This is a genomic window from Pseudomonas sp. PB106, assembly GCF_009764645.1.
Taxonomy (GTDB): Bacteria; Pseudomonadota; Gammaproteobacteria; order Pseudomonadales; family Pseudomonadaceae; genus Aquipseudomonas.
This window is the reverse complement of record NZ_RWIM01000081.1, coordinates 74,615-100,650: the sequence shown is the minus strand read 5'-3', so window position 1 is coordinate 100,650 and position 26,036 is coordinate 74,615. Positions and strand designations below refer to the sequence as shown.

The window sequence follows — 26,036 nt, the reverse complement described above, 5'->3', positions numbered from 1 at the left end:
AGATGAGCGATAACACTGTTACTTCGGCTGCCGACACGCCAGCGGCCAAACCTTCGCGACGCTGGCCTTTGCTGCTGGCCGGGTTGTGCCTGGTGGCCGGGGTGGCGGGCGGATTTGGCTGGCTGCTGCTCAAGCCCAAGGCGCCGCCGGCGGAACTGGCGAGTGACAAGCTGGGCCTGAGCCGTCCGGACGCTTTGCTCGAGACCCGCTCCCTGAGCCAGTTGCCCAAGGACCTGCTGACCGTGCCGTTCCTCAAGGCCACGCTCACCGAAGATTTCGTCTTCTATTACGAAACCCATGCCGACCGTCTCGGGCTGATCGGCAGCCTGCGCCGGATCATCTACGAGCATGACCTGAAGTTGCAGGACAGCCTGATCGAACAGCTTTTCGATCAACCGGCCGATGTCGCGTTGTGGCGTGGCGCGGATGGTCGCTTGAAAGATTTTCTGCTGGTGATGGACCGTGGCGGTCTGGCGAAACTGCTCGAGCCACTGGCGAAAGTCGCGCTGGATGACACGCAGCTCAGTCAGATGGGCGAACTCAAAGTCGGCGGCGATTCTGTGCCGCTGTATCAGTTGACCTACAACGCCAGCAAAGCCCTGTTGTTCGCTTCCCACGGCGACAAACTGGTGGTGTTGTCGAACCCTGCCAAGTATTACGACCCGGAAAACGGCGTCTCTGAAGAGTCGGGTCACGTCTCTTCGCAAGCGCTGGCGGCACTGCTCAACGGCGAAAAACTGTTCCCCGAAGCCTTTGGTCTGCCAGCGAAAACCCCGGAAACCAAACAGCGTTTATCGGTCAATTCCAGTGTCCTCGCCATGGGCTATCAGCGCTTTATCCCGAACTTCGCCGGGTTGCGCTTCGACATGGACGACAAGGGCTGGCACAGCTATCTCGCCATGGACGAACTGGAAAACCAGCCGGACTTCGATTTCAAACCGGTCTGGCAAGCGATGCCGCTGGGCGCCAGTGCCTGCGTCACCTTGCCGGTCGCTGCCGAACCGCAAAAACCGCTGCTGGTAAAACTCGGTGCCGAAGAAGCCGTGGCGCAAACCCTCACCGAACACGTCGCGGGTGCAGCAGGGCTGTGCTGGTACGCCGATTCGCGTTTGTACACGCCGTTGCTGGTGGCCAGTCTCAAAGACGAAGACAGCAGCAAACTCGATGGTGACCTCGGCAAACTGTTCGGTTCGATGGTCGGCGCGTTCGAGGCCAACGTTGAAGAAAATGTCTTCCCCGTGGTCGAGAAACAAGAAGGCCAGAACCACGTCTGGCAGCGTCAGGTCAGCTCCAACTTCGGCCCCTATGCGGCGAAGACTGCCGAGAACCCGGACGCGATTTCCGGCAGGGCGTTCATGAAAGTCAGCCTCGCCCGTCACGGCTCGACGCTGCTGTTTTCCCTCGACGACAAACTCGTCGATAAGGCCCTCGGCACCCTCGACAAACGCTTCCCACCGATGGCCGACGTGCTGCCCAAAGACGTGCTGATGCCGATCTACTTCGGTCCGGACTCGATGGCGCAACTGATGCAGCAGGAAACCCTCGACAGCCTGCCGCAAGACATGGAACCGGTGTTTTACAACGCCGCGCAAACCTATCTGATTCCGAAACTGCGCACCCTCGGCGGTTACGGCAAATATGCCCTGACCTTGCCCGAAGGCAGCGAGCCTGACGGTCACTGGCAATGGTTGCCGTTGGAATGGAAAGCGCTGTGACGCCACTGATCCGCAGCCTCGGCCTGCTCGCACTGTTGCTCAGTGCGGGGGCGCAAGCCGTTGAAGCACCGGCACTGAATCCTGCGCAATCCCAGGTGTTTCGCGCCTGGTTCGTGCGTATCGCCCAAGAGCAACTGAGTCAAGGCCCGAGCCCGCGCTGGTATCAGCAGGACTGTGCCGGACTGGTGCGGTTTGCCGCCAACGAAGCGCTGAAGGTCCACGACGACAAATGGCTGCGCAGCAATGGCTTGTCCAATCGTTATCTGCCGCCGGAGCTGTCGCTCAGCGACGACCAGCGCAAGCTTGCCCAGCAATGGCAGCAGGGCGGCGGCAAGGTCGGGCCGTATGTCAATGCGATCAAACTGATCCAGTTCAACAGCCATCTGGTCAGCCGCGACGTCGCGCAGGCGCGGCCCGGGGACTTGATGTTTTTCGATCAGGGCGACGACCAGCACCTGATGATCTGGATGGGCCGCTACATCGCCTATCACACCGGCACCACCACCCCGACTGACAACGGCATGCGTTCGGCAAGCCTGCAGCAACTCATGACATGGAAGGACACCCGATGGATACCCGACGCAGCCAACCCCAACTTCATCGGCGTCTATCGACTGAACTTTCTCTCCCAATGACCGGTGCCCGCATGTTGCGACTCTGTTCCCGAATTCCATTGCTGCTGGCGCTGTTGCTGCCAATGGCGACCGTCAGCGCCGAAGATTCGGTCGAGCCGAGCGGTTATACGCCGATATCCGGCGAGAGCTTTTTCCTGCTCGCCGACAGTAGTTTCGCGGCAGACGAGCAGGCGATGGTGCGCCTCGAAGCGCCGGGCCGTGATTACCGCCGCTTCCGCATGGAACCGTACGGCGGCGCTGACATTCGCGTGTACCGCATCGACAAACCGCTGGATTTCCTCAAGCGCCAGAAGAATCTGCATCGTGTGGTCAGCGACGGCCAGTTCAAGAGCGAAGGCCTGTCCAACACCCTCGCGTACCTGTGGGATAACTGGTACCGCAAATCCCGTCGGGTGATGCAGCGCGCGTTCTCTTATGAATCGCGCAAACAGGTCACCGAAGAAGTGCCGGAGCTGAAGATGGGCAACGCCATCGCCGCACCGACACCGTACGACGCGCAGCCGCAATTCGCGCTGATTCCGGGCCTGCCGGTGGTCAGTCAGTTCCGTTATCCGTTGTGGCAGGCCAAGCCTATTCAGCCGCCTGCCGGGGTCAATCTGGCCGGCTCTTCCAGCGATTTCGTCAGCGTCGCGCCGGGCAATGTTTATATTCCGCTGGGCAACCTGAAACCGGGTCTGTATCTGGTCGAAGCGCTGATTGGCAAGTACCGCGCGACCACCATGGTCTTCGTTTCCAACACGGTGGCAGTGAGCAAAATTGCCGGCGATGAATTGCTGGTCTGGGCCGCGCGCAAACACGAGGGCAGTTCGGTGCCCAAGGTCAATGTGCTGTGGACCGATGGCCTCGGTGTGATGAGCAGCGGCGCGACCGACACTGACGGTCTGCTGCGCCTGAAACACGTCAGCCCGGAGCGTTCGTTCGTCATCGGCGAGGACGAAGAGGGCGGCGTCTTCGTCTCGGAAAACTTCTATTACGACAGCGAAATCTACGACACCAAACTCTATGCCTTCACCGACCGGCCGCTGTATCGCCCGGGGGATTGGGTGTCGCTGAAAATCGTCGGTCGCGAGTTCAAGAATGCGCGGGATTCGGTGCTGCCGGGGGCGGCGGACGTCAATGTCAGCGTGCTCGATGCCACCGGCACCGAGTTGCAGCGCCTCGATTTGAAACTTGATTCCAAGGCTGGCACTCAGGGCCGCTTCCAGTTGCCGGACAATGCGGTGGCGGGCGGTTACGAGATCCGCTTCAACTACAAGGATCAGGCCTACAGCAGCGCCTTCCGCGTGGCCGAATACATCAAGCCGCACTTCGAAATCTCGCTGAATCTGGCCAAGCAGGACTACCGCACTGGCGAGCCGGTCAAGGGCAGTCTGGTGTTGCTCTATCCAGACGGAAAACCGGTGGCCAATGCCAAATTGACCCTGAGCCTGCGCGCCCAGCAACTCTCGATGGTCGACAACGAGCTGCAATACCTCGGGCAATTCCCGGTGGAACTGACCAGCACCGAACTGACCACCGACAGCAAAGGCAACGCGACCCTCGACCTGCCGGCCGCCGACAAACCGAGCCGCTACATGCTCACCGTGTTTGCCAGCGATGGCGCGGCGTATCGCGTCAAGACCACCAAGGAAATTCTTATCGACCGTGGTGCCGCGAGCTTCCGCTTGAATGCGCCGCAACGCTTCAGCGCCGTCGGCGACAAAGTCGCGTTCAGCTATGCCAACGAGGGCGGCAGCGAGCAAGGCAAAGCAGTGACGCCGAGCAACTATGGCTGGGTGCGCCTGGAAGACCAGAGCACGGGCGAAGGCAAACTTGCGCCGGCGGATAAAGGTTTCAGTCTGGCCTTTGAGCGTCCGGGCACCTACAACCTGACCTTGAAAGATCAACACGGCCGAGTACTCGGTGCCACCGGGCATGCGGTCACTGGCGACGGCGTCAAAGCGGTACCAGGTACCGTGGAAATCGTCCTCGACAAGCCTGAGTACAAGGCTGGCGATGAAGCGCTGGCGCTGATCACGTTCCCGGAACCGGTCAGCGACGCTCTGCTTTCGCTGGAGCGCGACAAGGTCGAAGCCACCGCGCTGCTGGCCAAGGGCGGCGACTGGCTGAAACTGGAAAAACTCAGCGACACCCAATACCGCGCGCGCATCCCGGTGAAGGACAACTTCGCGCCGAACCTGACCTTCTCGGTGCTCTACACCAAGGGCGGTCAGTACAGTTTCCAGAACGCCGGGATCAAAGTGGTCGCGCCGCAAATCGACGTAGCGATCAGCACCGACAAGGCAGTGTATCTGCCGGGCGACACGGTCACGGTTGACCTGACCACGCAGTTCGCCGGCAAAGCGGTTCCGGCGCATCTGACCGTCAGCGTTGTCGACGAAATGGTCTACGCGCTGCAACCGGAAGTCGCGCCGACCATCGACCAATTCTTCTACCACCCGCGCCGCAACAATGTGCGCACCAGCGCCAGTCTGTCGTTCATCAGTTACGACGTTGCGTTGCCGGGTAGCCCTGGCGCACCGGGCAAGGCCAACCGCAGCGAGCGCGGGGTGAAAGTGCTCGAGCGCCCGCGTCGTGAAGACGTCGATACTGCCGCGTGGCAACCGGAGTTGTTGACCGGTGCCGACGGTAAAACCCGCTTCACCTTCAAGATGCCGGACTCGCTGACCCGCTGGCGCATCACCGCACGCGCCATCGCCGATGACGGTCAGGTCGGGCAGAAGAAGCAGTTCGTCCGTTCGGAAAAACCGCTGTACCTGAAGTGGAGCGGGCCGAGCGAATTCCGCAAGGGCGATCAGCCGCAACTTGGCGTATTCGCGTTCAGCCAGGCCGAGAAGCCGGTCAAGGCTGAACTGGTCACGCACTACGCTGGCGCCGAACAACGCCTGCCGGTGACCCTGAACAACGGCATCAATTACCTGCCGCTGCCGGCACTCGCCCTCGCTTCCGGCGAGTGGACGGCGGAGTTGGTGCAGGACGGTAAAACCGCCGACTCTCTCGCCGTGCGTCTGAGTGCGACCGGTGACGGCTGGCAAGTGACGCAGACGCATAGCCTCGATGTGGCCAGCGGCGACACGCCGTTGAGTTTGCCGGCGGACGCGACGGATATTCGCCTGCGTCTGGATGACAGTCCGCAAGCGCTGTTCCGTTCGGCACTCGATGATCTGCTCAGCTATCCGTATGGCGGTGTCGAGCAGACCGCCAGCCGTTTGCTGCCGTTGAGCATTGCCTATCCATCGCTTGCATCGAATCCGCAGATTCGCGACCGCTTGCGCTTGATCATGCAGAACAGCCGTCTGCGTTTGGTGCAAATGGCCGGGCCGTCGGCGAGTTTCACTTGGTGGGGTTACGACGGTGAGCCGGATGCGTTCCTCACCGCTTACGCCTATTACGCCGACTTCAACGCCAGCCAGGTGCTGGAACTGAGCTTGCCGCCGGAGCACTGGCAGCGGGTGCTGGAGGTGTACGCCAAGCAAGCGCCGAACACGCCGTTGCTGCAACGCGCGCTGATTCTGTCGTTCGCCAAGCAGATGCATCTGCCGGTGAATACGTTGCTGACAGGATTGATGGAGGATCTGGCCAAGGCCGGTGAAGGCAATGCTGAAACCATGCTCGACGATGGCGAAGACAGTCTGGTGATGGGCGATCCGGATTCGGCGCTCGGTCTGGCGGCGGCGCGGGTGTTGACCGCAGCGCTGGCCACTCAGTCGAAAGTGAGCTTGCCGGATGCGTTCAATCGTCAGGTGGCCACTGCGCAACAGCGTCTGTCGGTCAGTTCGCAGCCGTTTGCCGAAGCGCTGAACCTGTCGCTGCAACCGTTCGATCAGGCCCGGGCGACAGCGCTGTTGCAACGTCTGCTACCGCAGCAGTCCACCCTTGAGCGCGCACTGGCGCTGACCTGGCTGCAACGCAGCATCGCCCAGGCTTCGCCGACCATCGCGTTGACGCCGGGTGAAGGCTGGAAGAAACACTACGGTGCAACCGGTGAGATGTATTGGACATGGCAGGGCACGACGCCAGTGCCGAGCGTGTTGACGGTGTCCGGCACGCAAGAGCGTCCGCTGCGCGCGGCGCTGAGCTTCCAGACCCAGCAACCGCCGGTCGATCCGATGGCCGTGACCATCACCCGTCGCCTGTCGCGACTGGTGCCGGGCGATGAAGCCTTCACCTTCAAACTGGAGCCGGTTGGCAGCAAGCCGTTGTCCAGCGACAGCCTGTATCTGGACGAAGTGATCCTCACCAGCAAAGCGCCGAAGCCGCTGCGCTACGGCATGCTCGAAGTGCCGCTGCCACCGGGCGCCGATGTCGAGCGCACCACGTGGGGCATCAAATTGCAGGGCAAGGACGGCACCGAACCGACCGCGCTGGAGAAGGCGCGCTTCGAACCGGGGCAACTCGCTTACGCGGTGCCGGTGGATGCCCTGAGCGGCGAATTGCGTCTGCGCCATCTGGTGCGTTTCTCGCAGAAAGGCCAGTTCAACCTGCCGCCGGTGCGCTTCACCCAGGTGTACGCACCGCAGCATCAGGCCCAGGAAGCGAAAGTTGCTCTCGGTCAGGTCACGGTCAACTGACATGACCCGGCCGCTGCTGTGGCTGCTGATGTGTGTGATGCCTGCGCTGGCGACGGCGCAGGACGAATCGTTGCGCGTGGCGTACAAGGGCGAGCTGCTGTCGTTGAGTCAGACGCAACTGATCAAACGTGAACCGTTGCCGTCATCGCTGGAGACTCCGCTGGGCAGCCTGTGGAAGTTGTTCGTCTACGCATGGCTGGTGGATACCGGCGCACGGGAGCCGGCGTATGAGTGTCGCGGGCAGTCGAAGGAAGAGGTTTATTGTTGTTCGGCGGGCGGCAAGATCGAGCGTGATCAGGCCTTGGTGAAATCCTGCGGGTTGTATTTTGAGCCCGCACGGTTGGGAATTGCGGCGGGGGATTGGCGTGCGTATTGGCAGGCGCGGCAGGCGCCGTCGTGGTTGCTGGATTTGCCGTCGGTGCAACCGGCGCAACGGGTTTCCGTGGTTGAGTTACTCAAAATATTGGCCACTTTGCCGGCGCAGGATCAGGCGCGTCGGGTGTTGCTCGATGTGGTGCTGAACGCGGCAGACGGCAATGTCGTCGGCGAACTGGGCGGGCGTCTGCGGGTGAAAACCTGGAGCTGGCTCGGTGATCAGGACCCGCAATCGAGACAGGGTGGTTTCGCTGGCTGGACGGTGGATGGCGCGCCAGTGTGGGCGGGCGGTCGCGGGACCAGTCAGATGGTTCTACGTCATTACGGACAGGCATTGGCGACGGTGTTGCCTGCGGCTTGGCCGGCAGAGGCGGGACGTTGTGTTGAAGTCGGACTGTTCTCGCGCTATCCGCTTAGGCGCGTTTCGACTGGCGAGCGAGTGGTGACTTCCGGTCGGCTGCAGGGCGATTACCGCGTCGAGTTCGCCAACGGCAACGCGCTGGATATCCACAGCGACGGTGAACTTTTTCTGCTCAACGACAAACTCGTCGCAAGGCTTGATCGCGAAGAATACGTCGCCCGAGTGCTGGAGCGCGAAGCCAGACCCGAACCGGCCGAAGCGGCCAAAGCCCTCGCCGTCGTAATCCGCACGTATCTGTTGCAAAACGCCACGCGCAACGGCGATTGCCTGAGCATCGACGACAGCAGCAATCGCCAACGTGTAGCGCCGCGCCCGGCCTCGGCCGAATCACGCAACGTCGCCGCATGGACAGCAGATTTGGTTTTGGCCGGAAGCACCGTCACCTATCACTCCGATCAACCCGGCCCGGACAAACTCGCCTGGCAACAAGCCGTCGAGCAAGCCAATGCCGGTCAGCGCTACGACGCCATTCTGCTGCACGCCTATCCGCGCGCCAGCCTCAGCCGCTGGGACAATCCGGTTGCCTCCTGCGAAGCATTGCCTGCTGCACAAGACTGGCTGCAAAAACAACGACGGGGCTGGCGTCCGAAGCTGGAAAGCGAAACCGGCTACAACGACGTCAGCACTTTCGCCGTGTGCAAACTCGCCTTCGGCCGTCCCTTCGTCGACCGCGAACGCCAGCGTATCTACGTGCGCGGCGTACTGACCTTGCAGGATCGCCTCGACCTGACCCACGAATATCTGCACCTGGCGTTTGAAGCTCATCCCAACGGCCAGGATGAAACCTACATCGAAGGGCTCGCCCGTCACCTTTTGCTGGAATAGACCATGACACTCCGTTATCCACAGGTCTTGCTGCTGCTCTGCACATTGACCGCGCTATCGCCGGCCTTCGCCGCCGACAGCGTCAAACTCGACACCCCGGTCGGCGGCTGGCGCAGCGGCGCGCCCGAAGGCGAGGGCGAAAGCTTCCGCCAAACCGTCAACTACCCGGCCTCGTCGGTCAACACTCCGGTCGGCCAGGCCAACACCGCCCGCATCAGCGGCGATATCAAGGCCTCGCCCAAGAGCAACGAGCCCGGACGGCTGATCGTCAACGGCGTCAGCATGCCACTGAAAATCGACGACAGCGGCCACTTCGACCGTCCGTTCTCCTTCCCCAACGGCAGCAACAGCGTCGAAGTGCGCAGCCCCGACGGCCAGCAACGTCACCGCACGCAATTTCTCAATACCAGCGGCGGCGCCACCCCGGCGAAACTGCGCGTATTGCTGGCCTGGGACAGCGACGGCACTGACCTCGACCTGCACCTCGTCACCCCCGACGGCGCACATATTTGGTACGGCAACCGCACCGCCGCCAACGGCGCAGCGCTCGACGTCGACGTGACCACCGGCTACGGCCCGGAAATCTTCGCCATGCCCGCGCCGATCAAGGGCCAGTATCTGGTGTATGTGAATTATTACGGCGGAGGGTATCGCGGTGATGACGAGGGCGGGGATGAAGCCGTGCAACCGTTGACCACCGCGCAGGTGACGGTGATCACCGAAGAAGGCACGCCGAGCGAGAAGATGGAGACGTTCCTGATCCCGATGCGCGCGGTGGGGGAGTTGACGTTGGTGAAGTCGTTTAGTTATCCGTGAGGGGGCAAGGTGCTCTAGCGCAGATGAGTAGGTCAGCAGGTTGCTGACCTATTTCTGGATTATGGATAGCCGCATGAGAATCACAGTTCATGCAGACTTACCTTTACTCGCTGTGGCGCGGCGAGTCGTTCGGTGACGACACCAATGAGTTTTTCATTATCTTCGCTGAGCAATGACTGATTGAGCGGCAGCTTGACCCGGTCGACGACATATTTAAGTGTCTGATGCAGCCCCTCTGATCGGCGTGACCTCGATTTTTTTCAACTCGGACTATCCGCACTTTCTTTCAGGCATTAAAAAAGCCGGCTTGTGGCCGGCATTTCTTTAGTTCGCAGCTTTTCGCAGACTTCCTCAAAGCCTAGATTTTACAAGGCTTTAAGCCTACTATCAGTTCATAAGTGTCCGCCGTTGATCGCTGAAAACCGCGATTAAGGTGTGGGTCAAAGTGTGGGTCGGATTGAGGAAGCTTTTATGGGCAAGCTGACGATCAAGGCAATCGAATCACTTGCCCGGTCTGGAGACGCAGGCAAGACCAACGACGGTGATGGTCTGTATTTCCAGATAAGCAAAGCTGGGGTGTCCAGTTGGATCTTCCGCTACAAGATTGAGGGCAAAGGTCGTGAAATGGGCCTGGGTCCTTATCCAACCATCACTCTTGCGAAGGCCCGCGAACTGGCCGCAGATCAACGCAAGATCTTGGCTGCTGGCAGTGACCCTCTGGCCGCCCGTGATTTCGAGCGAGAGGTGAAGCGCGAAGCCGAGCGACAAGCGCAATCGCGTCGGGTGACTTTTGAGTCGCTTGCGACTGAATACCGCAACGCTCATGGTTCCACTTGGTCGGAAAAGTGGCGTAAAGGCTGGCTGCGAAAACTGGAGCTGTATGCCTTCCCCATCATCGGCAAGCTGCCTGCTGCTGAGGTTCAGACCGAGCAGGTCCTGAAAGTACTTCGCCCCATCTGGGCAACCAAGACCCGCACTGCCGACGAGGTGCGTGGACAAATCGAGCAGATCCTAGATGCCGCTAAAGCGCACAAGTTGCGTGATGGCGACAATCCGGCACGCTGGCGCGGACATCTGGACAGCCTGCTGAGCAAGGTAGAAAAGAAAAAAGCTCGCCAGCGCCAGCACTTCCCTGCGATGAAGTGGAAGGATGTGCCGACACTTATGGTCAAGCTGGCGATGGACGAAACTCGCGCCTCTGTGGCGGCTCGACTGCTCATCTTCACTGGTGCGCGGGCGCTCATGGTCCGCTTTGCAAAATGGTCGGAGTTCGACTTGAAGGCCGGTATATGGTCACTGCCTGCCGAGCGGATGAAAATGCGCCAAGCCTTCAACATTCCCCTTGCTCCCGAGGTCGTTGAGCTGCTGAAAGCCCTGCCGCGCGACGACGACAGCTCGTACCTTTTCCCTGGTCAGGGCAAGACTGGCGTTATGCATGCCAACGCTATCCGCAACCTGTTGCACGGCTTCGGGCATGACGATGTGACCCGTCACGGCTTCCGGTCGAGCTTCCGTGACTGGGCAAACGAATGTACTCAATATCCGCGTGAAGTCTGTGAGCTGGCTCTAGCCCATGACGAGCGCGACCAGACCGAGGCCGCTTACTCCCGATCCGATTTCCTCGAGAAACGCCGTGCCTTGATGGCTGATTGGGCGAATTTCATTACCACGCCGCCAGCGTCAAACGTCATTCAAGGTGGCTTCAAGCGCGCCTGATCAGGTTACGACCAGCCTAACCCGGTTGGGCGAAAAGCGGGAATACCCACCCTGCTGACTGGTCACGTTCTATGTGGGTCGCCTGTGGAGGCGCAGCAGTGGCAAAAATTGACCGAGTAAAAGACCTGCCGGTTTGGTTTGATCTGGAGAAGTACTGCCAGGCTGAAACGTTCGGGGACAAAGAGTGGTTCGAGCAACTGGCCTATCGAAAATGGTTGCTGACGAACAATCCGGAATACCCTATTCGTCGGACGATAACGCGCGCTATCGCCAAGGAAATCACATACAAAGATGAGAACGGTGAAATCGTATCGGACGGAGCATTATTGTTCGCCGGAGAGGTCGCTATGGATGACGCCGAAGCGATGTCTGAATGGAGGAAATGGGTTGGTAACGCTGCCTCTGCGTTGCGCGAATCCCCATTCGCAGTTGAGTGGGACAATAAATACATCAAGAACGCGCAACCTGTATCGAGCATGACTATAGGTGACATGCACGGCGTGCTTGTACAAGGAGCCTTGACGACAAAAAGGAGCGGAACCTCGTCCCTGTTGCAAGATTACATAGACACCTTCAAGTGCGAGGCGGTTAGCCGCAAGGCTATTTATCATCGTCCTTTCGCCCTAGAGCCAGTAATCAGGGCGGCCGTCATGATTAATCTCGATGCAACCGATGGCGAGATTAAACAAGGAATTGATATGTGGCTGAAGGAAGTCCGTGCTAATCAGCAGACCAAAGCAAAGCGTCAAAAACCATCTCATACGAATTGGGCACGTTATGGGCTGCTGCCATACCTCGACCTATTGATTTGGGCGATGGAGACCGACACCAATATTCCCGACCGGGTAATGTCCGCAGCCGTAAGCAAATACGACGCTGGCGAGGCTAATTTGCGCAAAACCTTAGTCCTGTTGGCTGCAGATCTGATGGCTAGCTTATCGACCCTTCAAGCGATGGTTGCTGCCCGAGTTCCAGCCGATCCGGAAGAACTCAAGGACTGAGTCTTTCCGGAAACACTCGAGGGCTGAGTGTTTCCGGAAACTGTTGATAGTAGACACTTGGATCGAACTCACCCGCGTTGGTGTATTGAATACGTAGCCATCCGCAGCGCCGCTGCGAAGTCGAGAGGAAAACGACAATGGCTGCAACCAACCAAGAATACGCCCAACAGAAAACCACCCAGCGTCGCATCATGCGGCTCCCTACTGTGAAGTCTGCAACGGGTTTGGGACGTACCAAAATCTACGATTTGATGAAAGAGGGCCGTTTTCCTAAGGCCCGCCGCATCGCAGGCTCGCATGTTGTTGGCTGGGACTCTCTGGAAGTAGAAGCTTGGATTTCCGAGCAGTTGGAGTGCCAGTAATGAAAAACGGCCACTCCCTTCGCCCGCAGAGTAACCACGCCCGCGGCTTTGCACTGATGCCAATCCACGCACTGATTCAGCGCATCGCTAATTCCGCTCTGGTGTATATCTACAATCTGCTGATTGACTGGCTGCCGGATGGCACTCGCAAGGGCAAAGAATATTGGGCGATCAATCCGGTGCGCGGTGACCGTAAGCCCGGGTCGTTCAGCATCAACCTGCACACTGGCATCTGGCACGACTTCGCCAGTGGTGACAAAGGCGGCGACCTTGTGTCGTTGCTGGCCTATCTGCGCGGCTGCCGGCAGATCGATGCCGCTCGCATTATTGCTGGGCAACTTGGGCTGCCGTTTGACGGTGACCACAAACGTGACCTGCTCGCCGAGAAAATCGAGCGCCAGCGTATCGCCCGCCAGCGTGAACAACGTCTGCAGCAGGCTGATGTAGAAACGCGGGCCAAGTGGGAGCAGGCCGCCACTCCTGCGCGTCGCGATTGGGCGCTCGCCGGCCCAGCTGATCCAAACCATCCGTACCTGGCCCGCAAGCGCATTAAACCTCACCATCTGCGTCAGCTCGGCAGCGTGCTGCTGGTCCCCATCTGCTGGCGCGGCGAATTGGTGAGCCTTCAGCGCATCAAGGCCAATGGCAAAAAGAGTTTCCTTAAAGGTGGCCGAATCACCGGCTGCTACTGTCCGTTCGGGCGTGTCGAGCCTGGCGTCGAGCTGTTCATCGTCGAGGGTATCGCCACGGCCGCCACGCTTCACGAGCAGACCGGCAAGCCGGTCGCTGCTGCGATGAGCGCTGGCAATCTTCCTCCGGCTGGCTTGGAGCTCAAGCGCCGCTATCCCAATGCCGTGCTGATCATCGGCGGCGACGATGACCGTGCCAAAGAATCCGAGGGCAAGCCCAACGCGGGCAAGCTGGCTGCCATCCATGCGGCTGCGATGCTTAACTGCGGCTACGTCCTGCCAGCCTGGCCGAAGAGTGCGCCGCTGCATCTGTCCGACTTCAACGATTTGGCCGTCTGGCGGGAGGGCCTGGTATGAACGGGTCACTGATGACCGAAGTAAAAGAGCCGGCCATCGAATGGCGCGAGCCTGATCCGCTGCCAATTGAGTTGCCGCCTAAGCCATATCCGAGCAACAGCCTTCCACGGACCATGCGTAATGCTGTGCTCGCCACCGCCCGACTTGTCGCCGCGCCGGTAGCGCTGGCAGCCCAATGCTTCATCGCTGCCGCCGCCTACCTGGCACAACCGCGGGTCAACGCGCCACATCTGCATAATCCGGAGGGCATTCCTTGCTCGCTGTTTCAGTTGGCCCTGGCCGATTCCGGTGATCGCAAGAGCGAATGCTACCGACTTGCCTTCAAGATCATCGAAGAAGCTGAGCGGACCAATCGTGATGAGTACACCAGGACAATGGCCCAGTACCGCAGTATGCAAGAAGGTAAGAGCGGCAAGGCATTGCAAGAGTTCAAGGAACAGGTAGCGTTGCCAAGCAATCCGCGCACGATGTATGCCGATGCTACCTACGAGCGTATTGCCGGTGACTTCGTTAATGGCATGTCCTCAGCCATGTGGACCACAGATGAAGGTGGCCGCATTCTCGGCGGGCACAGCATGAAATCCGACACCGTCGCAGCGACTATCGGGGGGCTGGTCAAATTGTTCGATAGTGGCCGGGTCGAGCGTGACCGGGTAGGTGAGTTTGGCAACGGCATTGCCTATGACCGCCGCTTCGGCATTCATATGTTGGCTCAGGAAGTCACGGTACGGTCGGCGCTCAACGATCCGCTGCTGCAAGGGCAGGGCTTCCTTCCTCGTTTCCTGATGGCCGCTGCGCCTTCGCTGGCGGGTACTCGCTTGTTGACCATCGAAACGATGAAAGCCAGTGCCCACTGCGACCCGGCAGTGCAACGCTATTGGGATCGCTGCGAAGAAATCGCGCGGATGAAGTCGTTCTCCGACCCAGATGGTGCGGTGAAACCACCTGTCATCGAGTTGACGCAAGAGGCTGAGCTGGTTTGGATGGCGTTCTACAACCGCGTTGAGGTCGAGCAAGGGAGCCTTGGCGAGTATGGCGGGCCACTCAAGCCGTTTGCCAGTCGCAGCGGCGAATTGGTACGTCGAGTCGCCGCCGTCTTCGCGCTTTTCGAGGGGGAGCCGGAGATTAGCGAGCAGACCATGATCGCGGCTTGCGAGATTGTTGAGCATTCACTGCAGGAGTGGTCGCGCTACCTCGGCCAAAACGCGGCAGAGTCCAACGGTAACCGCGAAGCATTGGAGCTGCTCGAATGGCTGAAGATGCAGCCTACTGTACGCACTGTGACGGCTATTACTAAGGTAGGGCCGCGCAAGTTTCGCCCTGTGGCCAAGGCTCGTGGTGCCTTGCTTACCTTGATCACAGCCGGGTGGGTGGTTTTCCCAAAAGGCGATAACCAAGCATTCGAGATCAATCCGCACCAGCACGTCCATGAAGTGGCGAATTTGGCGAATCCGGCGAAAACCAGCGTCAACGCAGACGTAGTGGTCGGCGAACTCATGGCGAACGATGGCGAATCTACGGCTGAGCAAGATCGCAGCGTTAACGTGCCTGGTGAAATTCGCCAACCTTCGCCACTCGTTCGCCACAGCAGCATCCAGCATATTCAAGAATTTTCGCCAAAATCGCCAAATTCGCCGCCTGCGTCTGCAGAAGGCACCAGCGGTTGGAGCATGACGGTATGAACGCCGCCGACCTGATTCGTCGCGCCGCCAATGCCGGCGTGTCAATGATCCACGGCGATGGCGCGTTGCAGTTCTACGCGGAGCGCCAACCGCCCGCCGATCTGCTGGCCGAACTGATCGCGCACAAAATCGAGATCATCGCGGCACTGGGTGCCGCCAACGATCCGATCCTGTCGAGCGCCTGGCTTAACCGTGTCGCACGCCTGCTTGATACCCGTCCTGCCGTACTGCTGGAGGAGGGGCATTTGGAGCCGCACGACCTTGTCGAGCTGGCCGATGCGGACGTCGTGCTAGTGGCCAACATCATCCGAGCTAGCCCGGCGTGGATCGACAGGCCGCAGCGTGTCGAGCAATCGGCCGAAGTCCACGCGGTGGAGGACGTTAAGCTGCAGCACATCATCCACACCGCCGCTACGGCGTCACAGGCATGGCGAGAGGCCGCTGTGGCGTACAACAACCACTGGATGAGTTGCCCTGACTGTTATACGGCAGCCGGTCGTTACTGCGTGGCTGGCCTTGATCTGCGCCAGCGTTATAACAACACCCCGATGGAGGCGAGCAAATGAACGATGCCCCGGCAGTGGAGTTTGTCATTGAGGAGAATGAGGAAAAGGCCAATGCCCGCAATTACCTGACTCCGGAGTGCAAGAACGCCGCATTGCTTGTCAGCAGTAACCTGCTCGGCCAGACGCCATTCCTCGAGGCTGTCCTGGAACTGGGTCGGCAGACGACTGCAATCAACCGCGGCGACATGACCCGAGCAGAAGGCATGTTGGTGTCGCAAGCGCACACCCTGGATGCTCTCTTCGTGCATCTTGCGGGCCGGGCACTGTCGTCTAAAAACATGAGCGGGCTGGAGTCCTACATGCGCCTGGCACTCAAGGCCCAGAATCAGGCCCGGGCCACCTTACAGACCTTGGGCGAACTCAAGGCCCCCAAGCAGGTCGCTTTCGTAAAGCAGGCGAACATCGGTAATCAGGTCCAGGTCAACAACGGTATCCCAGAGAAACCCGCGCGCACGCGGAAAATCAAAAAAGCGCAGAACGAACTATTGGAGGTTGAGCATGGCGAACGGCTGGACACCCGAGCGACGAGCACGGCAGGCGGAGCTGATCCGGCAATGGCGACCTTGGGACCAAAGCACCGGACCTCGTAGCGCTGAGGGTAAGGCTGCTTCGTCGTGCAATGCCTGGACAGGCGGGATTAGACCGCTGCTGCGAGATTTGGCCGAAGAGTTGCGGGAGCAAGACAAGATTCGTCGCGAAATTCTGGACTGAGCCAAAGCGCCACGGATGGCGCATAACCCCAATCAAACAAATTACTACGCTCCAAGTAGCGCCGAATCCGTTCATTTGCCCCAGTTGTTGGCTCGATTGAATATTTAGTCCTGATGTAATCAGCCACATCGCGTTGGAAAACCGGGTAGGACTCGCACTCACCGTCCCGTTCGCAGGAGCAGACCTTCCCTCCCGCTCTAATCACTCTGTAATTCCTTCCGATCTGATCCAAGCAAAACCTGGGATTGGACTTAACCAATAATTCATCCCTGTATCACTTTGCCTGCCTCCGATTTACTGCAACGGAAAGAACCTTCTCATTCCGCAAAAAACCAATTATTTCAGCCCCCTTTGAATCCGGATGTGTGTATCACTTGATGTGCACATAAACTGAAACGTAAAGCAAACCATGTTCATCCGTGCATACACACGCACCACTGGCATGGCTCCACTTGGTGGTTCTGGAGTCCGGAGCGGTCGTGCGGCATTTCCTCGAGCAGACTGCGGCAGAGGACGAGCAGGATGCTTTGCGGCCCCATGGCGCTCTGCTGCTATCTGTAGTGCCCGTGCCAGGTATCGAACGAGTGCTGACCGACAAGGAAATCGCCAAGGCCCTTGCCGGCAAGTTGGCGAAGCAACCGACGCCCGTAATGGATGGCGAGGACTGGCTGCGTTGCCTGGCGGCCCATCTGGGCGCCTCGCCCGAGTACTTACTAAAGCAAGGTTTTCTCGACAAGCATGACTTGGTGGAACAGCAACACCAATTGCCTAAGGCCGTGACATGTCTGATCCGCAGCAATCCGGACTGGCATGCTCCTCCTGTGGATCACTGATCGCCAAAACACTGCTGAGCCCCCATGAAACCGCACCACCCGTCAGGCCAAAAACCATGAGCAAAAACATGATATTCAAGGAAACACCCAAGACCCGGCTGATTGTGTCAGTTGAAACTGAAACCGTGAACGCGATTGATCGGCTGATCCGTTATCCCAGCGCCAACCGTTCAGAGTTCGTGCGTCTGGCTATCGAAGAGAAGCTGGAGCGTGACGTGGTTCTGTTCCAGAACCGTGTTTCAGCAGTTCCCTAAGCGTTCTGAAACAGTTGGATTGTCGTCGGCCCTAAGCGTGCGGATTTTGATGATTTTCAGACCAGTACGCGCATGCGCGCGTGCGCGCGTATATAAAGCAGAACACTCAAAAAATCGTGGCTTTATGTACGTTGGATGGCGGTTTCTTGTCGATTTCCGCCGACTGAGATAGTCAGCAATCGGCCAGCCGGGTAACACTTCCATCGAACAGATGGCCCTCGTCAACCGATCATGTAAGACGTTAGAAAGATACTGGCTTTGGGTCGACTGCGGCCCTTCGCGACAGGCAACAATCGGCCAGAAGCGGACGTTCTCCAGCAGCTAATTTAAGCCAAAAAAGACCTTCTCGGATTCATGACTAAACTTCCAACTCCATTCAAGCGTAACGGGAGTTCTCATGAAGAGAGCCATACTTGCCGCGTCCCTGCTTTCAATAGCGGTTCCGGCCTTTGCCCAGATTTCGGACAAAGTCGCAGAAGACGCCTACATCTATGCCTACTCGATAGATGAAGCCTACAAGTTCTTCTATGAAACGGCGGTGAAAACCGACACTCCACTCAATCGCTTCCAGAACATCCGTCACCTGGCCGACGACACCTATACCGCGCACCCGACCATCAACAACGACACCCTCCACCTCATGGGTTGGCTGGACGTCGCATCGGAACCGGTGATCATCAGCGTGCCCGACATGGACAAGGGTCGTTATTGGGTCCTGCACACCATGGACATGGGCCACTACACCACCTCAATGATCGGCGCCCGCACTCGCGGCACTAAGGGCGGCCACTTCATGTTCGCCGCCAAGGACTGGAAAGGCGAAGTCCCACCAAGTGTCGACGAAGTAATCCGCGTTGATTCCAACCTGGTGAAGGTGATGGGCCGAATCATGGCCACCAGCCCCGACGATGAAAAATTCGCACTCAAGTACATGGACGACTGGAACGTGCGGACGCTGTCGGCCTATCTGGGCGAGCCAGGGCCGAAAGAAAAGCAACGCACTTACCTCGACCCGGCCAAGACCAACTGGTTGCAGCGAGTCAACGCGGTACTGTGTGACGGCACCATGGGCAGCGCCGACAAGAAGTGGCTGGATCAGTACAAGGACATTGGCCTTGTACCATGCAATGAGAAGTTCACCCCGGAACAACTCGCCGCCGCAAAAACGGGCGAAGAGCTGGGCATGAAGCACATCAAGGAACTGGCGCCGAAGATGACCAACGCCGGCAAGTTGCTGGGCACTCGCGAACAGTTGGGTGACGGCGAGCGTGACCTGTTCGCCGAGGGTACTTATCTCGGTCAGTGGGGCTTGCCGCCGGATGAGAGCGTCTACCTAAAATCGGAAACCGACAGCAGCGGTAAACACATCAGTGGTGCCAATGGCCAGAAGTACCGCATGCACCTCAAGGCGCCCGACGTCAGCCAGTTCTGGTCGTTCACAGTCTATGCCTCGGACAACCGTCTGATGGCGCACAATGACTTGAATCGCCACAGTCGTGGTGACCGCACGCTCAAGCCTGACGCCGATGGAATGTACACCATCGAAATGAGTGCCAAAGGCGACGGTAGCAACCCCAACTATCTGCCTATCCCGGAGAAAGACGCCTACATCATCATGCGTATGTACGGCCCGAGCAAAGCAGTCCAGGAAGGCGCGTATAAATTCCCTGCCATCGAAGCCGTAGACAAGTAGTCAGCGCTGTTGCTCAGTGGCCTACGGCATTGCCGTGCGTCATTGAGCAGCATGCGGTGCTCGAACGGCTGCCAAGGGTCGATTGTCGCCCTTTGGGGCTGGCAACAATCGAACAGAAGCGGTCATTAGAAATGCGCCAAAAACTTGCTGGCGACCGGCTATCGGTCGCCAGCAAGCCAACATCATTTGACTTTCTTGATGACCGGCGGCTTCCAACTACCATCGAGGATGGCCTGCTCGCCCCAGTACGCTCGGATGTACAAAGAGATATTCTCCTTCGGCGAAGGCAGCCAGTTGGTTTCCTTGTCCTTGCCCGGCGAAGTTGGCCCCACATACAACGTCAGCGACCCATCGGCATTGTGCTTCAGATCCTTGTTCTTGGTGCCCAAGGAGTAACGTTTGAGCGCGTTGTCGCTAAACAAGTGGTGCTGGTTATAGAGCGTCAGTGACCAGAACCCCTGAACCGGTGGCTCTTGCCCTCTGGCGAATGTGACTTCGTAGCCATGGCTACCATTGAGCTGTGCACCGGCGCCATCAAGATCACTGTAAAAGTATTGAGTTTCGGTGGGGCGGTTGTCGAACATGTTCGACTTGGCCGTGCCGGTGCGATTGTAGTAGTCCACACCCCACTGGGCGTTGTTGGCGGATCGGTTCCAGCCATTGCCGGCCGGACGACCGTTATGTTTCCACTGGAAGAAAGGTTTGATCACCTCCTGCTCAGCTTGCTTGGCTACCTCAACGATTGCTTGCTTGATGGCAGGGTCCTTGGCGGCGGCATCCATCAACTGCCGGAATTGGGCGTAGAGCGATTCTTCACCGGGTAGCGGTGGAACCATTTTCAGTATTTGCGGGAACTCATCAAAGAACTTCTCGGGGACCACCCATTTGGTTTCACCGGCACTGGCAGAGGAAGCATTCGGGTTAGGGATGATGGGCGATTGCTTCCAGTCAACGGTTTTCATTTTCCCGTCAAAATCGCTGAGGGGGTAAAAGACAATCTGGTTGAGACTCTCCTCAATGGCCTTGCGATCTTCGGGCGTGCTGTCCATGAACACCCTTGGTATGACGTTGGCCAACGCCGTGGGACTGCGGATTATGCCTTCGACGCCTTCAGGTTTCTCACCCTTCCAATTGGGCCCGACCAATAGATAAAACCCGGGTTTGGTTTTGTACGGCTTACCCACTTCGCCAAACTGGTCGGTACGCTGGTCGTACAGGGCATAGACCCAGAAGCGATCACCGAAATCCGGCACCTGGGCAATGACCGGTTGCTCGTCCAGCGAGAAAAAGCCCAAGCCATAGGTCACGTCTTGATTCGGGCAAGTGACGAAGGTCTCTGACGGCAGAATGTAATCATGCAACATCGAGACATGGCCGAAGGGTGCCACCGGTAGAATCCCACCCAGCAGACCGGGCTTGGGCGCCTTGGTGATGGTCTGGCTGCGGTTGAGCATGTTCACCATTGGCCAACCCCACACATACGCCATACGCGCAATCGTCTTGGCGTACTCGGTGTGCATGGTCACATCGCTGGTCGGCTGCGTGAGGCTCGCAGGACTGACTTGAGCTTGCTCCTCAGCGTGGAGCGCGGGTGTACAAAAGGCCAGAACGGCCATGGCTGATGTAAGGGTTCTTAAAGCGTGTGTCATCGTCGACTTCCTCGCATGGTTTGACATCTGCGGCGTAGAGTCGAATTTATGGGCTGGTGTGAAAGTCTTGTGTAGCGGACACCCAGCATCCGTGCTCCCGACCAACGCGTAGGAGTCTAGATGGCAGGTGTTACATGGCAAGAATGAGTTCTGGTCGATAGGGTGGTTCGTTTCAAAACTACCCGTTTAGCTTTCGGCATGCCCCGCCTTATCACGTTTGTCGACTACGCTTCGGGCTGGAGGTTAATCGCACTTTCCTTCACACAATCTCGATTATCTGGTCGACACACATCGCCCGGTTCGCAACTACTTTTTAATTGCAGTCGATGGGAAATAAAGGAATGGAACCTATGATCGGCATGAGAAAAATTCTGCTCTGTACAACTCTATTGGGGGCGACCACTGCAAACGCCGGGATGCAGGTGACACCGGACAACTATGCCCGCGCCGAAGTGGACGAATCCTATAAAAATATCGTGAAAGATGTGGGCTCAAACGCCTTTCGCCACGACAGAGCGCTCATGCCTCTGGCAAAGCAACCTGCGGTCACCATGAACCGTGACACGGTGTATTCATTTGGTGTGTATTACGTGCCCAAGGGCACGACCATCACCTTACCGAAATCAGCCGACAATCGTTACCAGTCGGCCATGATCATGCAGAACGACGACTTCACCGATCAGGTTTTTTACGCACCGGGGACTTTCGAGATCAAATCGAACACCGAGTTTGCGGCGGTGGTCATGCGTACGCAGATCAATCCGAACGATCCCACCGACACCCAAAACGTCAAAAAGCTTCAGGACGGCATCAAGGTCAATTGGCCAAAAGGCACGGTGCCCAAGGAATACAAAATCGTCGACTGGGATGAAGCCAGCCGCATGAAACTGCGTGCCGAATATCAAAAAGAGGCCGCGAAGCTGACGAATTTCAACGACACCTCGGGCGCTCGTGGGGTCATCAAGCCTGAAATGCTTCGGCTCAGTGCGTCAGTTGCACTCGGGCTATTGCCGGCGAAAGATGCCGTGTACCTCTATCGTGATTACGGCTTGAGTGGCGATAAATGCTACAAGGCGACCTATGCCAAGCCCGAGTTTCTGGAGGGTGGGTTCTTTTCCTTCACGATGTATGGGGCCGATAAATACCTGAAAAGCGAAAACTCCAACCTGAACAATCGCGCCATACACTTCAATGAAGACGGTACCTTTACTGTGCACTACGGCCCGAAAGAAAAATGTGGGGAGGTCGCGAATTGGCTGCCTACACCGGGCGATAACTGGTACCTCGGCATGCGCATCTATCGCCCTGGCGAAGGTGTTATCAGCGGCAAATACACCATACCGGAACCAACTGCTGTCAATTAGGCGGTTCGATTCAGGGCTGAGATTTGCAAACCCTTAAACAAGCTTTGGCCAGCGGGCGGGACACGCGCCGGCCAAAGTGTTTTTCAGCGTGGGAATAGCATGGTGATGGCGAAACGAAAACCCCAACCTTGTGGACCATCGTCAGGGCTGTCGAGCCAGTAACGTGGTCCCGCCTGCACCGTCAGTGGCTGGCCGCCGATTTTCAGTAGTTGCGTAACGGTCAGGTTGACCGGCACCGACCATTCGCGTGATTGCCAGTTGTAAGTTGATTCAGTGTTCACGCCCCACGTGGTCAACGTGCTGGTGGTATAGGACAGGAAGGGTTGCAGGAAGGTCTGGTTGACCTTGTCCTTGTCATCCGGCGGGCTGCCGTCCAAGCCCCAGATGTGATTGGCCAGGATGCCGTGAGTCCAGCCATTTTCCTGTTTAAGGGCAACCGCTGTCGGGCCTATCCCCCATTGCTCGCTGCCGAGCAATTCATCACTGCCCGTGGGAATCAATATCGCCGGGCCGACCCCGAGTATCCAGCCACTTTCCGTGGGTTGCTTGGGAGAGAAGAAAAAACTCTGCGTGATATCGCCAACGCCGGATTTGTCCGCCGCGCCATTCGGCGCCAGGCCGTGCTGGTCGATGACTGGAAGTATGGTGCGGGAAATCAGGTTCCAGTCATCGTTAAGGGTAAACGGCAGCACGGGTTGAATATTGGTGACACTGTGCATGCCCTCACCGGTCGGGCCCATTTTCTGATCCCAGTTGTACTGCACCGGCAGGCTGTACATGGCCGCCACCGGGTTCAGGGCTTTCTTGGCCAGCTCTGCGGAATCCTCAGCCTGAGCCCCTGGCATGAACCCCAGCATGGCGACCAGCGTCGCTCCAGCACTTAAAAACGGCTTTTTAGCATCCATATCTGGTCACCTCTGAAATGATCGTCAATGGGTGACAGGCTTTGGCTCGGGCAATTTGTACTCATTGTTCTGAACGGATTTGTCCGGCATGTAAACCCGGAAAGCCAGCGTCCAGTTGTCTGTAGGCGCGATGAGCAAGTTCGCTGCATCCTTGCCACAGCTTTGGGGACTGCCAAAGTGCAGGGTGAAGGTCTTGCCATCCTTATTGGGCACGATCTCGTGGTTCGAAAGGCTGGAACCCTCTTCGGTGTGCAGGTATAGATCGTCACCGTAAATCGTCATGGAATAAAAGCCCAACTGCGGGTTGGCCATGCCAGGCACTGGGTAGTTCGCGGTGTAGCAGGTGTCCTTCTTGACCTTGTAGGACTTGAAGGAATACCAGGCATGCTGGTCGGGCAACAGCCCGGTCGCCACTGCCACGCCGACGTTGATGTCATCCTGTGGGATCGTTCCGCGAGCCCCCATGGTTTTACTCACTCCACGGGTGTCGGCGACTTTCACGTAGTGCGCTTTCACCTGCTTCAGTTGGTCCTGATTCCAGTCAATGGCCTTGAAGGCTTTTGGCGTGTACCCAGCCGGAAAGCTGACCTTGTACTCATCCTGAATGGCATTGGCCTTTGCCACGTCTGCTGGATCATTCGGGTTCACCTGAGTGCGGATATTGACTACGACGAAATCAGTGACGGTTTTCGGGTCGATGGTGTATTCACCCCCGCCGTAATAGACGTTGTCGGTGACATGGTCATGCTGCATGACGTGCACCGAGGTGTAACGCCCATCGCCCTTGGGCACATGGATGGTGGCGCCGTGAGACGCATCGATGATGGCGAAGGAATACAGCGTATCGCGATTCATCAGCACGGCTGGCTGCTTGTCGAGTTCCATGGGTTTGCGGTGGTTATAGAACTTGTTGGTCGCGCCGAGCTTCACCTCATTTTGCATGGACTCATCCAGTACAGCGAAAGCAAAGTTTTCACGGGTAACAGCAACGTTCTTTTCGTTGACCAGCGTCGACTCAAGTTTTCGGGCCGCATCCAAGGTAAGCAGGGGTGTTTTATCCTCGGCCTGTGCAGCATGAATACTCGTTGCCAATAGACTCAACAGAACAGCAGTTGGGGCCAGTAAATTCATCGAGAACGCTCCTTGCATAGATTAAAGTAAAGCTTGTCAGTGATTCAGCAGTGCGGTGCCGCCGGTAGATGGGAGGTCTAATGCCATTCGGCAAATGCGGTTCTCTGGCACGCCGCTGCCACCATCGATTGGCCTGATTTTTTAGTCCGTTACTTCACCTTGACGACATCGTCAGGCTTCCAGGTTTGGTCATAGAACGCGTCTTCCGCGCCATAGAGGCGCAAGGCAACCAGGAAATTGCGACCGGGGATGGTCTGGATGAACGCGGAGTCCGCGACATCAGCAGGTTTGTCCGGCCCGAACCAGATTTCGATGGAACCGTCCGTCTGCTTGGGAATGTCGTAATAACCGTTGGTGGAGGGCATCAGTTGCTTGGTCTGCGGCATGGTGCCGTCGGTGATGTTGTAGGCCGTAACAGCCCAGAACAAGGCTGCCGGTGCATTCGGCGGCAGACGCAGCTTGTAGGTGCCGCCACCTTCGAGGTATTTCCCGTCCTTGTCGCGAGCGGTGAACGGATACTTCGAACCGGCGCCAGTGGTATGCATCACCATTGCCGGTGCCGATGAATAGGCGAACTGGAAGAAGTTGGCGCGCTGACTCACGTCCAGGTAACTGTCTTGCATCCACTCCGCCGTGCCACCCGCCCAGGTGTTCTCGTACTGGCGATCCGTATAGTAGAGATTACGCTTGTCCTCGCGTCCCAACTGGCGGTTAGCGAGGATCATTCGAGGCGCCATCTCGACCGCCTTCTTCAGCAGGGCCTGCTGCTGCTCGGTGGGTTTGAACGGCTCGCCCTTGATGATACCGATGGACGCCAGCACCCCGCGCAACTCAGGGTCAATTGCCTCTACCGGCTCGTAGTCGACAAACGCCTTCAACTTGGTCCAATACTCATTGTCCGTCGGATACATCATATTCAACGCCTTGCCACTGGCGTCAGGGAACTCCATGGGCTTGGCGTCCTTCTCCGTCGCCCACAGTGGATAGACACGGGTAGTCTCCGCAGATTTGACTGCCGGCACCGGGTCAGGCTTGCCTTCGCCCTTGGCCATGACGGTGCGGAAGAACAGAAACACGTTATAGGTGCGCGACTTGACAACGAAATAGCTGGCCGGTACCGGCCCGGTGTAGTCCGGAGGCAAAATCAGATACAGGCCACCCCGCGCGCGGTCTGGCCCGACAGCACCGACATCGGTAAGCGTTCGCTGGAAGAAGTCGGTAAACATGCCGATGACGTTAGGTGGCGCCTTGACCACCAGCGGCCCGGCTTTCTTCAGATCCAGGTAGCTCATGGAATAGATCACGTCAGCATTGGGCGTCGGCACCATGGCACGTGAATCCATACGCTGCTTCCAGATTGGCAGCACGTTGTAGCCACTTCCGAACGCTTTCTCCGATCCGTCACGCAAGCCGATGACATTGAGCGCCGGCAGCATGGTCATGTAGGCGTGAATTGCGCGCTGGTAGTACAACTCGTCACGCAGGGATTCGGCCTCCTTCGGATCGAGCCAGTTACCATTGTTGAGCTGTTTGAGCAGCGGAGAAGAAGGCGCCTGTTCCTCCGCACTGACCATCGGCGTGAAGCACAGCGCGACGACAAGCGTCGAGGCGGTCAACGTCATTGCCACTGAAAGCTTTTTTAACGCGTGAGTCATCTTCGATGTCCTTGCATGAAAGCGCTCTCAAACGAAGCGTCGGACTGCTGCAAGGCCATCTATTGAGGCTGGCATTCAGCATCCGTGCTCCCCATTTATGTGTTCAGGAG

Annotated in this window: 20 protein-coding genes; 16 read left to right on the top strand and 4 right to left on the bottom strand. The window is 58.2% G+C overall.

From position 1 onward, the window contains the following. The first annotated feature begins 2 nt into the window (after positions 1–2). The 15 genes from EJA71_RS11325 (at position 3) to EJA71_RS11255 (ending at position 19,222) form a co-directional block, all read left to right on the top strand. The gene (locus tag EJA71_RS11325; RefSeq protein WP_158956839.1) at positions 3–1,715 is read left to right on the top strand and encodes a DUF2138 domain-containing protein; all 1,713 of its coding nucleotides are present in this window, start codon (positions 3–5) and stop codon (positions 1,713–1,715) included. After that, entirely contained in the window at positions 1,700–2,350 is a 651-nt protein-coding gene (locus EJA71_RS11320) for a DUF1175 domain-containing protein (protein ID WP_158956837.1), read from the top strand. Before EJA71_RS11325 ends, EJA71_RS11320 begins: the two co-directional genes overlap by 16 nt. After that, entirely contained in the window at positions 2,347–6,921 is a 4,575-nt protein-coding gene (locus EJA71_RS11315) for an alpha-2-macroglobulin (RefSeq protein WP_158956835.1), read from the top strand. The genes EJA71_RS11320 and EJA71_RS11315 overlap by 4 nt, the downstream gene beginning before the upstream one ends. Position 6,922: 1 nt before the next feature. Further along, the gene (locus EJA71_RS11310; RefSeq protein WP_158956833.1) at positions 6,923–8,542 is read left to right on the top strand and encodes a DUF2300 domain-containing protein; all 1,620 of its coding nucleotides are present in this window, start codon (positions 6,923–6,925) and stop codon (positions 8,540–8,542) included. Between the two features lie 3 nt (positions 8,543–8,545). After that, positions 8,546–9,358, top strand: coding sequence for a YfaP family protein (locus EJA71_RS11305; protein ID WP_158956831.1), 813 nt, complete (start codon positions 8,546–8,548; stop codon positions 9,356–9,358). Between the two features lie 471 nt (positions 9,359–9,829). After that, complete coding sequence (locus tag EJA71_RS11300) at positions 9,830–11,074, top strand: integrase arm-type DNA-binding domain-containing protein (protein WP_158956829.1); 1,245 nt, start codon at positions 9,830–9,832, stop codon at positions 11,072–11,074. 98 nt (positions 11,075–11,172) lie between these two features. Then, the gene (locus EJA71_RS11295) at positions 11,173–12,075 is read left to right on the top strand and encodes a DUF6387 family protein (RefSeq protein ID WP_158956827.1); all 903 of its coding nucleotides are present in this window, start codon (positions 11,173–11,175) and stop codon (positions 12,073–12,075) included. 137 nt (positions 12,076–12,212) lie between these two features. Further along, positions 12,213–12,437 (top strand): AlpA family transcriptional regulator, encoded by a 225-nt coding sequence (locus EJA71_RS11290; protein WP_158956825.1) that lies wholly within the window; start codon positions 12,213–12,215, stop codon positions 12,435–12,437. Beyond that, positions 12,437–13,483: a toprim domain-containing protein gene (locus EJA71_RS11285; RefSeq protein ID WP_256671662.1), complete on the top strand. Its 1,047-nt coding sequence runs from the start codon at positions 12,437–12,439 to the stop codon at positions 13,481–13,483. The genes EJA71_RS11290 and EJA71_RS11285 overlap by 1 nt, the downstream gene beginning before the upstream one ends. Next, entirely contained in the window at positions 13,480–15,165 is a 1,686-nt protein-coding gene (locus tag EJA71_RS11280) for a DUF3987 domain-containing protein (protein WP_158956823.1), read from the top strand. Before EJA71_RS11285 ends, EJA71_RS11280 begins: the two co-directional genes overlap by 4 nt. Next, complete coding sequence (locus tag EJA71_RS11275; RefSeq protein ID WP_158956821.1) at positions 15,162–15,731, top strand: hypothetical protein; 570 nt, start codon at positions 15,162–15,164, stop codon at positions 15,729–15,731. The genes EJA71_RS11280 and EJA71_RS11275 overlap by 4 nt, the downstream gene beginning before the upstream one ends. Further along, positions 15,728–16,321, top strand: coding sequence for a hypothetical protein (locus tag EJA71_RS27555; protein WP_256671659.1), 594 nt, complete (start codon positions 15,728–15,730; stop codon positions 16,319–16,321). The genes EJA71_RS11275 and EJA71_RS27555 overlap by 4 nt, the downstream gene beginning before the upstream one ends. A 600-nt stretch (positions 16,322–16,921) precedes the next feature. Beyond that, positions 16,922–17,275: a hypothetical protein gene (locus tag EJA71_RS11265; RefSeq protein ID WP_158956819.1), complete on the top strand. Its 354-nt coding sequence runs from the start codon at positions 16,922–16,924 to the stop codon at positions 17,273–17,275. Continuing rightward, positions 17,224–17,529, top strand: a complete 306-nt coding sequence (locus EJA71_RS27420; RefSeq protein WP_218576480.1) for a ribbon-helix-helix domain-containing protein — start codon at positions 17,224–17,226, stop codon at positions 17,527–17,529. Before EJA71_RS11265 ends, EJA71_RS27420 begins: the two co-directional genes overlap by 52 nt. 397 nt (positions 17,530–17,926) lie before the next feature. Beyond that, on the top strand, positions 17,927–19,222 hold the full coding sequence (locus EJA71_RS11255) for a DUF1254 domain-containing protein (protein ID WP_158956817.1): 1,296 nt from the start codon (positions 17,927–17,929) through the stop codon (positions 19,220–19,222). Positions 19,223–19,404: 182 nt separating this feature from the next. On the opposite strand, the gene EJA71_RS11250 is transcribed toward EJA71_RS11255, so the two are convergent. After that, on the bottom strand, positions 19,405–20,838 hold the full coding sequence (locus EJA71_RS11250; RefSeq protein WP_256671657.1) for a DUF1254 domain-containing protein: 1,434 nt from the start codon (positions 20,836–20,838) through the stop codon (positions 19,405–19,407). A 383-nt stretch (positions 20,839–21,221) separates the two neighbouring features. On the opposite strand from EJA71_RS11250, the gene EJA71_RS11245 reads away from it, so the two are divergent. Next, positions 21,222–22,235, top strand: coding sequence for a DUF1214 domain-containing protein (locus EJA71_RS11245; RefSeq protein ID WP_256671656.1), 1,014 nt, complete (start codon positions 21,222–21,224; stop codon positions 22,233–22,235). Positions 22,236–22,318: 83 nt separating this feature from the next. On the opposite strand, the gene EJA71_RS11240 is transcribed toward EJA71_RS11245, so the two are convergent. The 3 genes from EJA71_RS11240 to EJA71_RS11230 all read right to left on the bottom strand — a co-directional run bounded on the left by EJA71_RS11240 (position 22,319) and on the right by EJA71_RS11230 (position 25,926). Beyond that, positions 22,319–23,092 carry a transporter gene (locus EJA71_RS11240; protein ID WP_256671673.1) on the bottom strand — a complete coding sequence of 258 codons (774 nt, stop codon included), beginning with the start codon at positions 23,090–23,092 and terminating at the stop codon, positions 22,319–22,321. Between the two features lie 72 nt (positions 23,093–23,164). Next, positions 23,165–24,271: a DUF1254 domain-containing protein gene (locus EJA71_RS11235; RefSeq protein WP_158956810.1), complete on the bottom strand. Its 1,107-nt coding sequence runs from the start codon at positions 24,269–24,271 to the stop codon at positions 23,165–23,167. 149 nt (positions 24,272–24,420) lie between these two features. Then, the gene (locus tag EJA71_RS11230; RefSeq protein WP_256671653.1) at positions 24,421–25,926 is read right to left on the bottom strand and encodes a DUF1254 domain-containing protein; all 1,506 of its coding nucleotides are present in this window, start codon (positions 25,924–25,926) and stop codon (positions 24,421–24,423) included. Positions 25,927–26,036 lie beyond the last annotated feature (110 nt).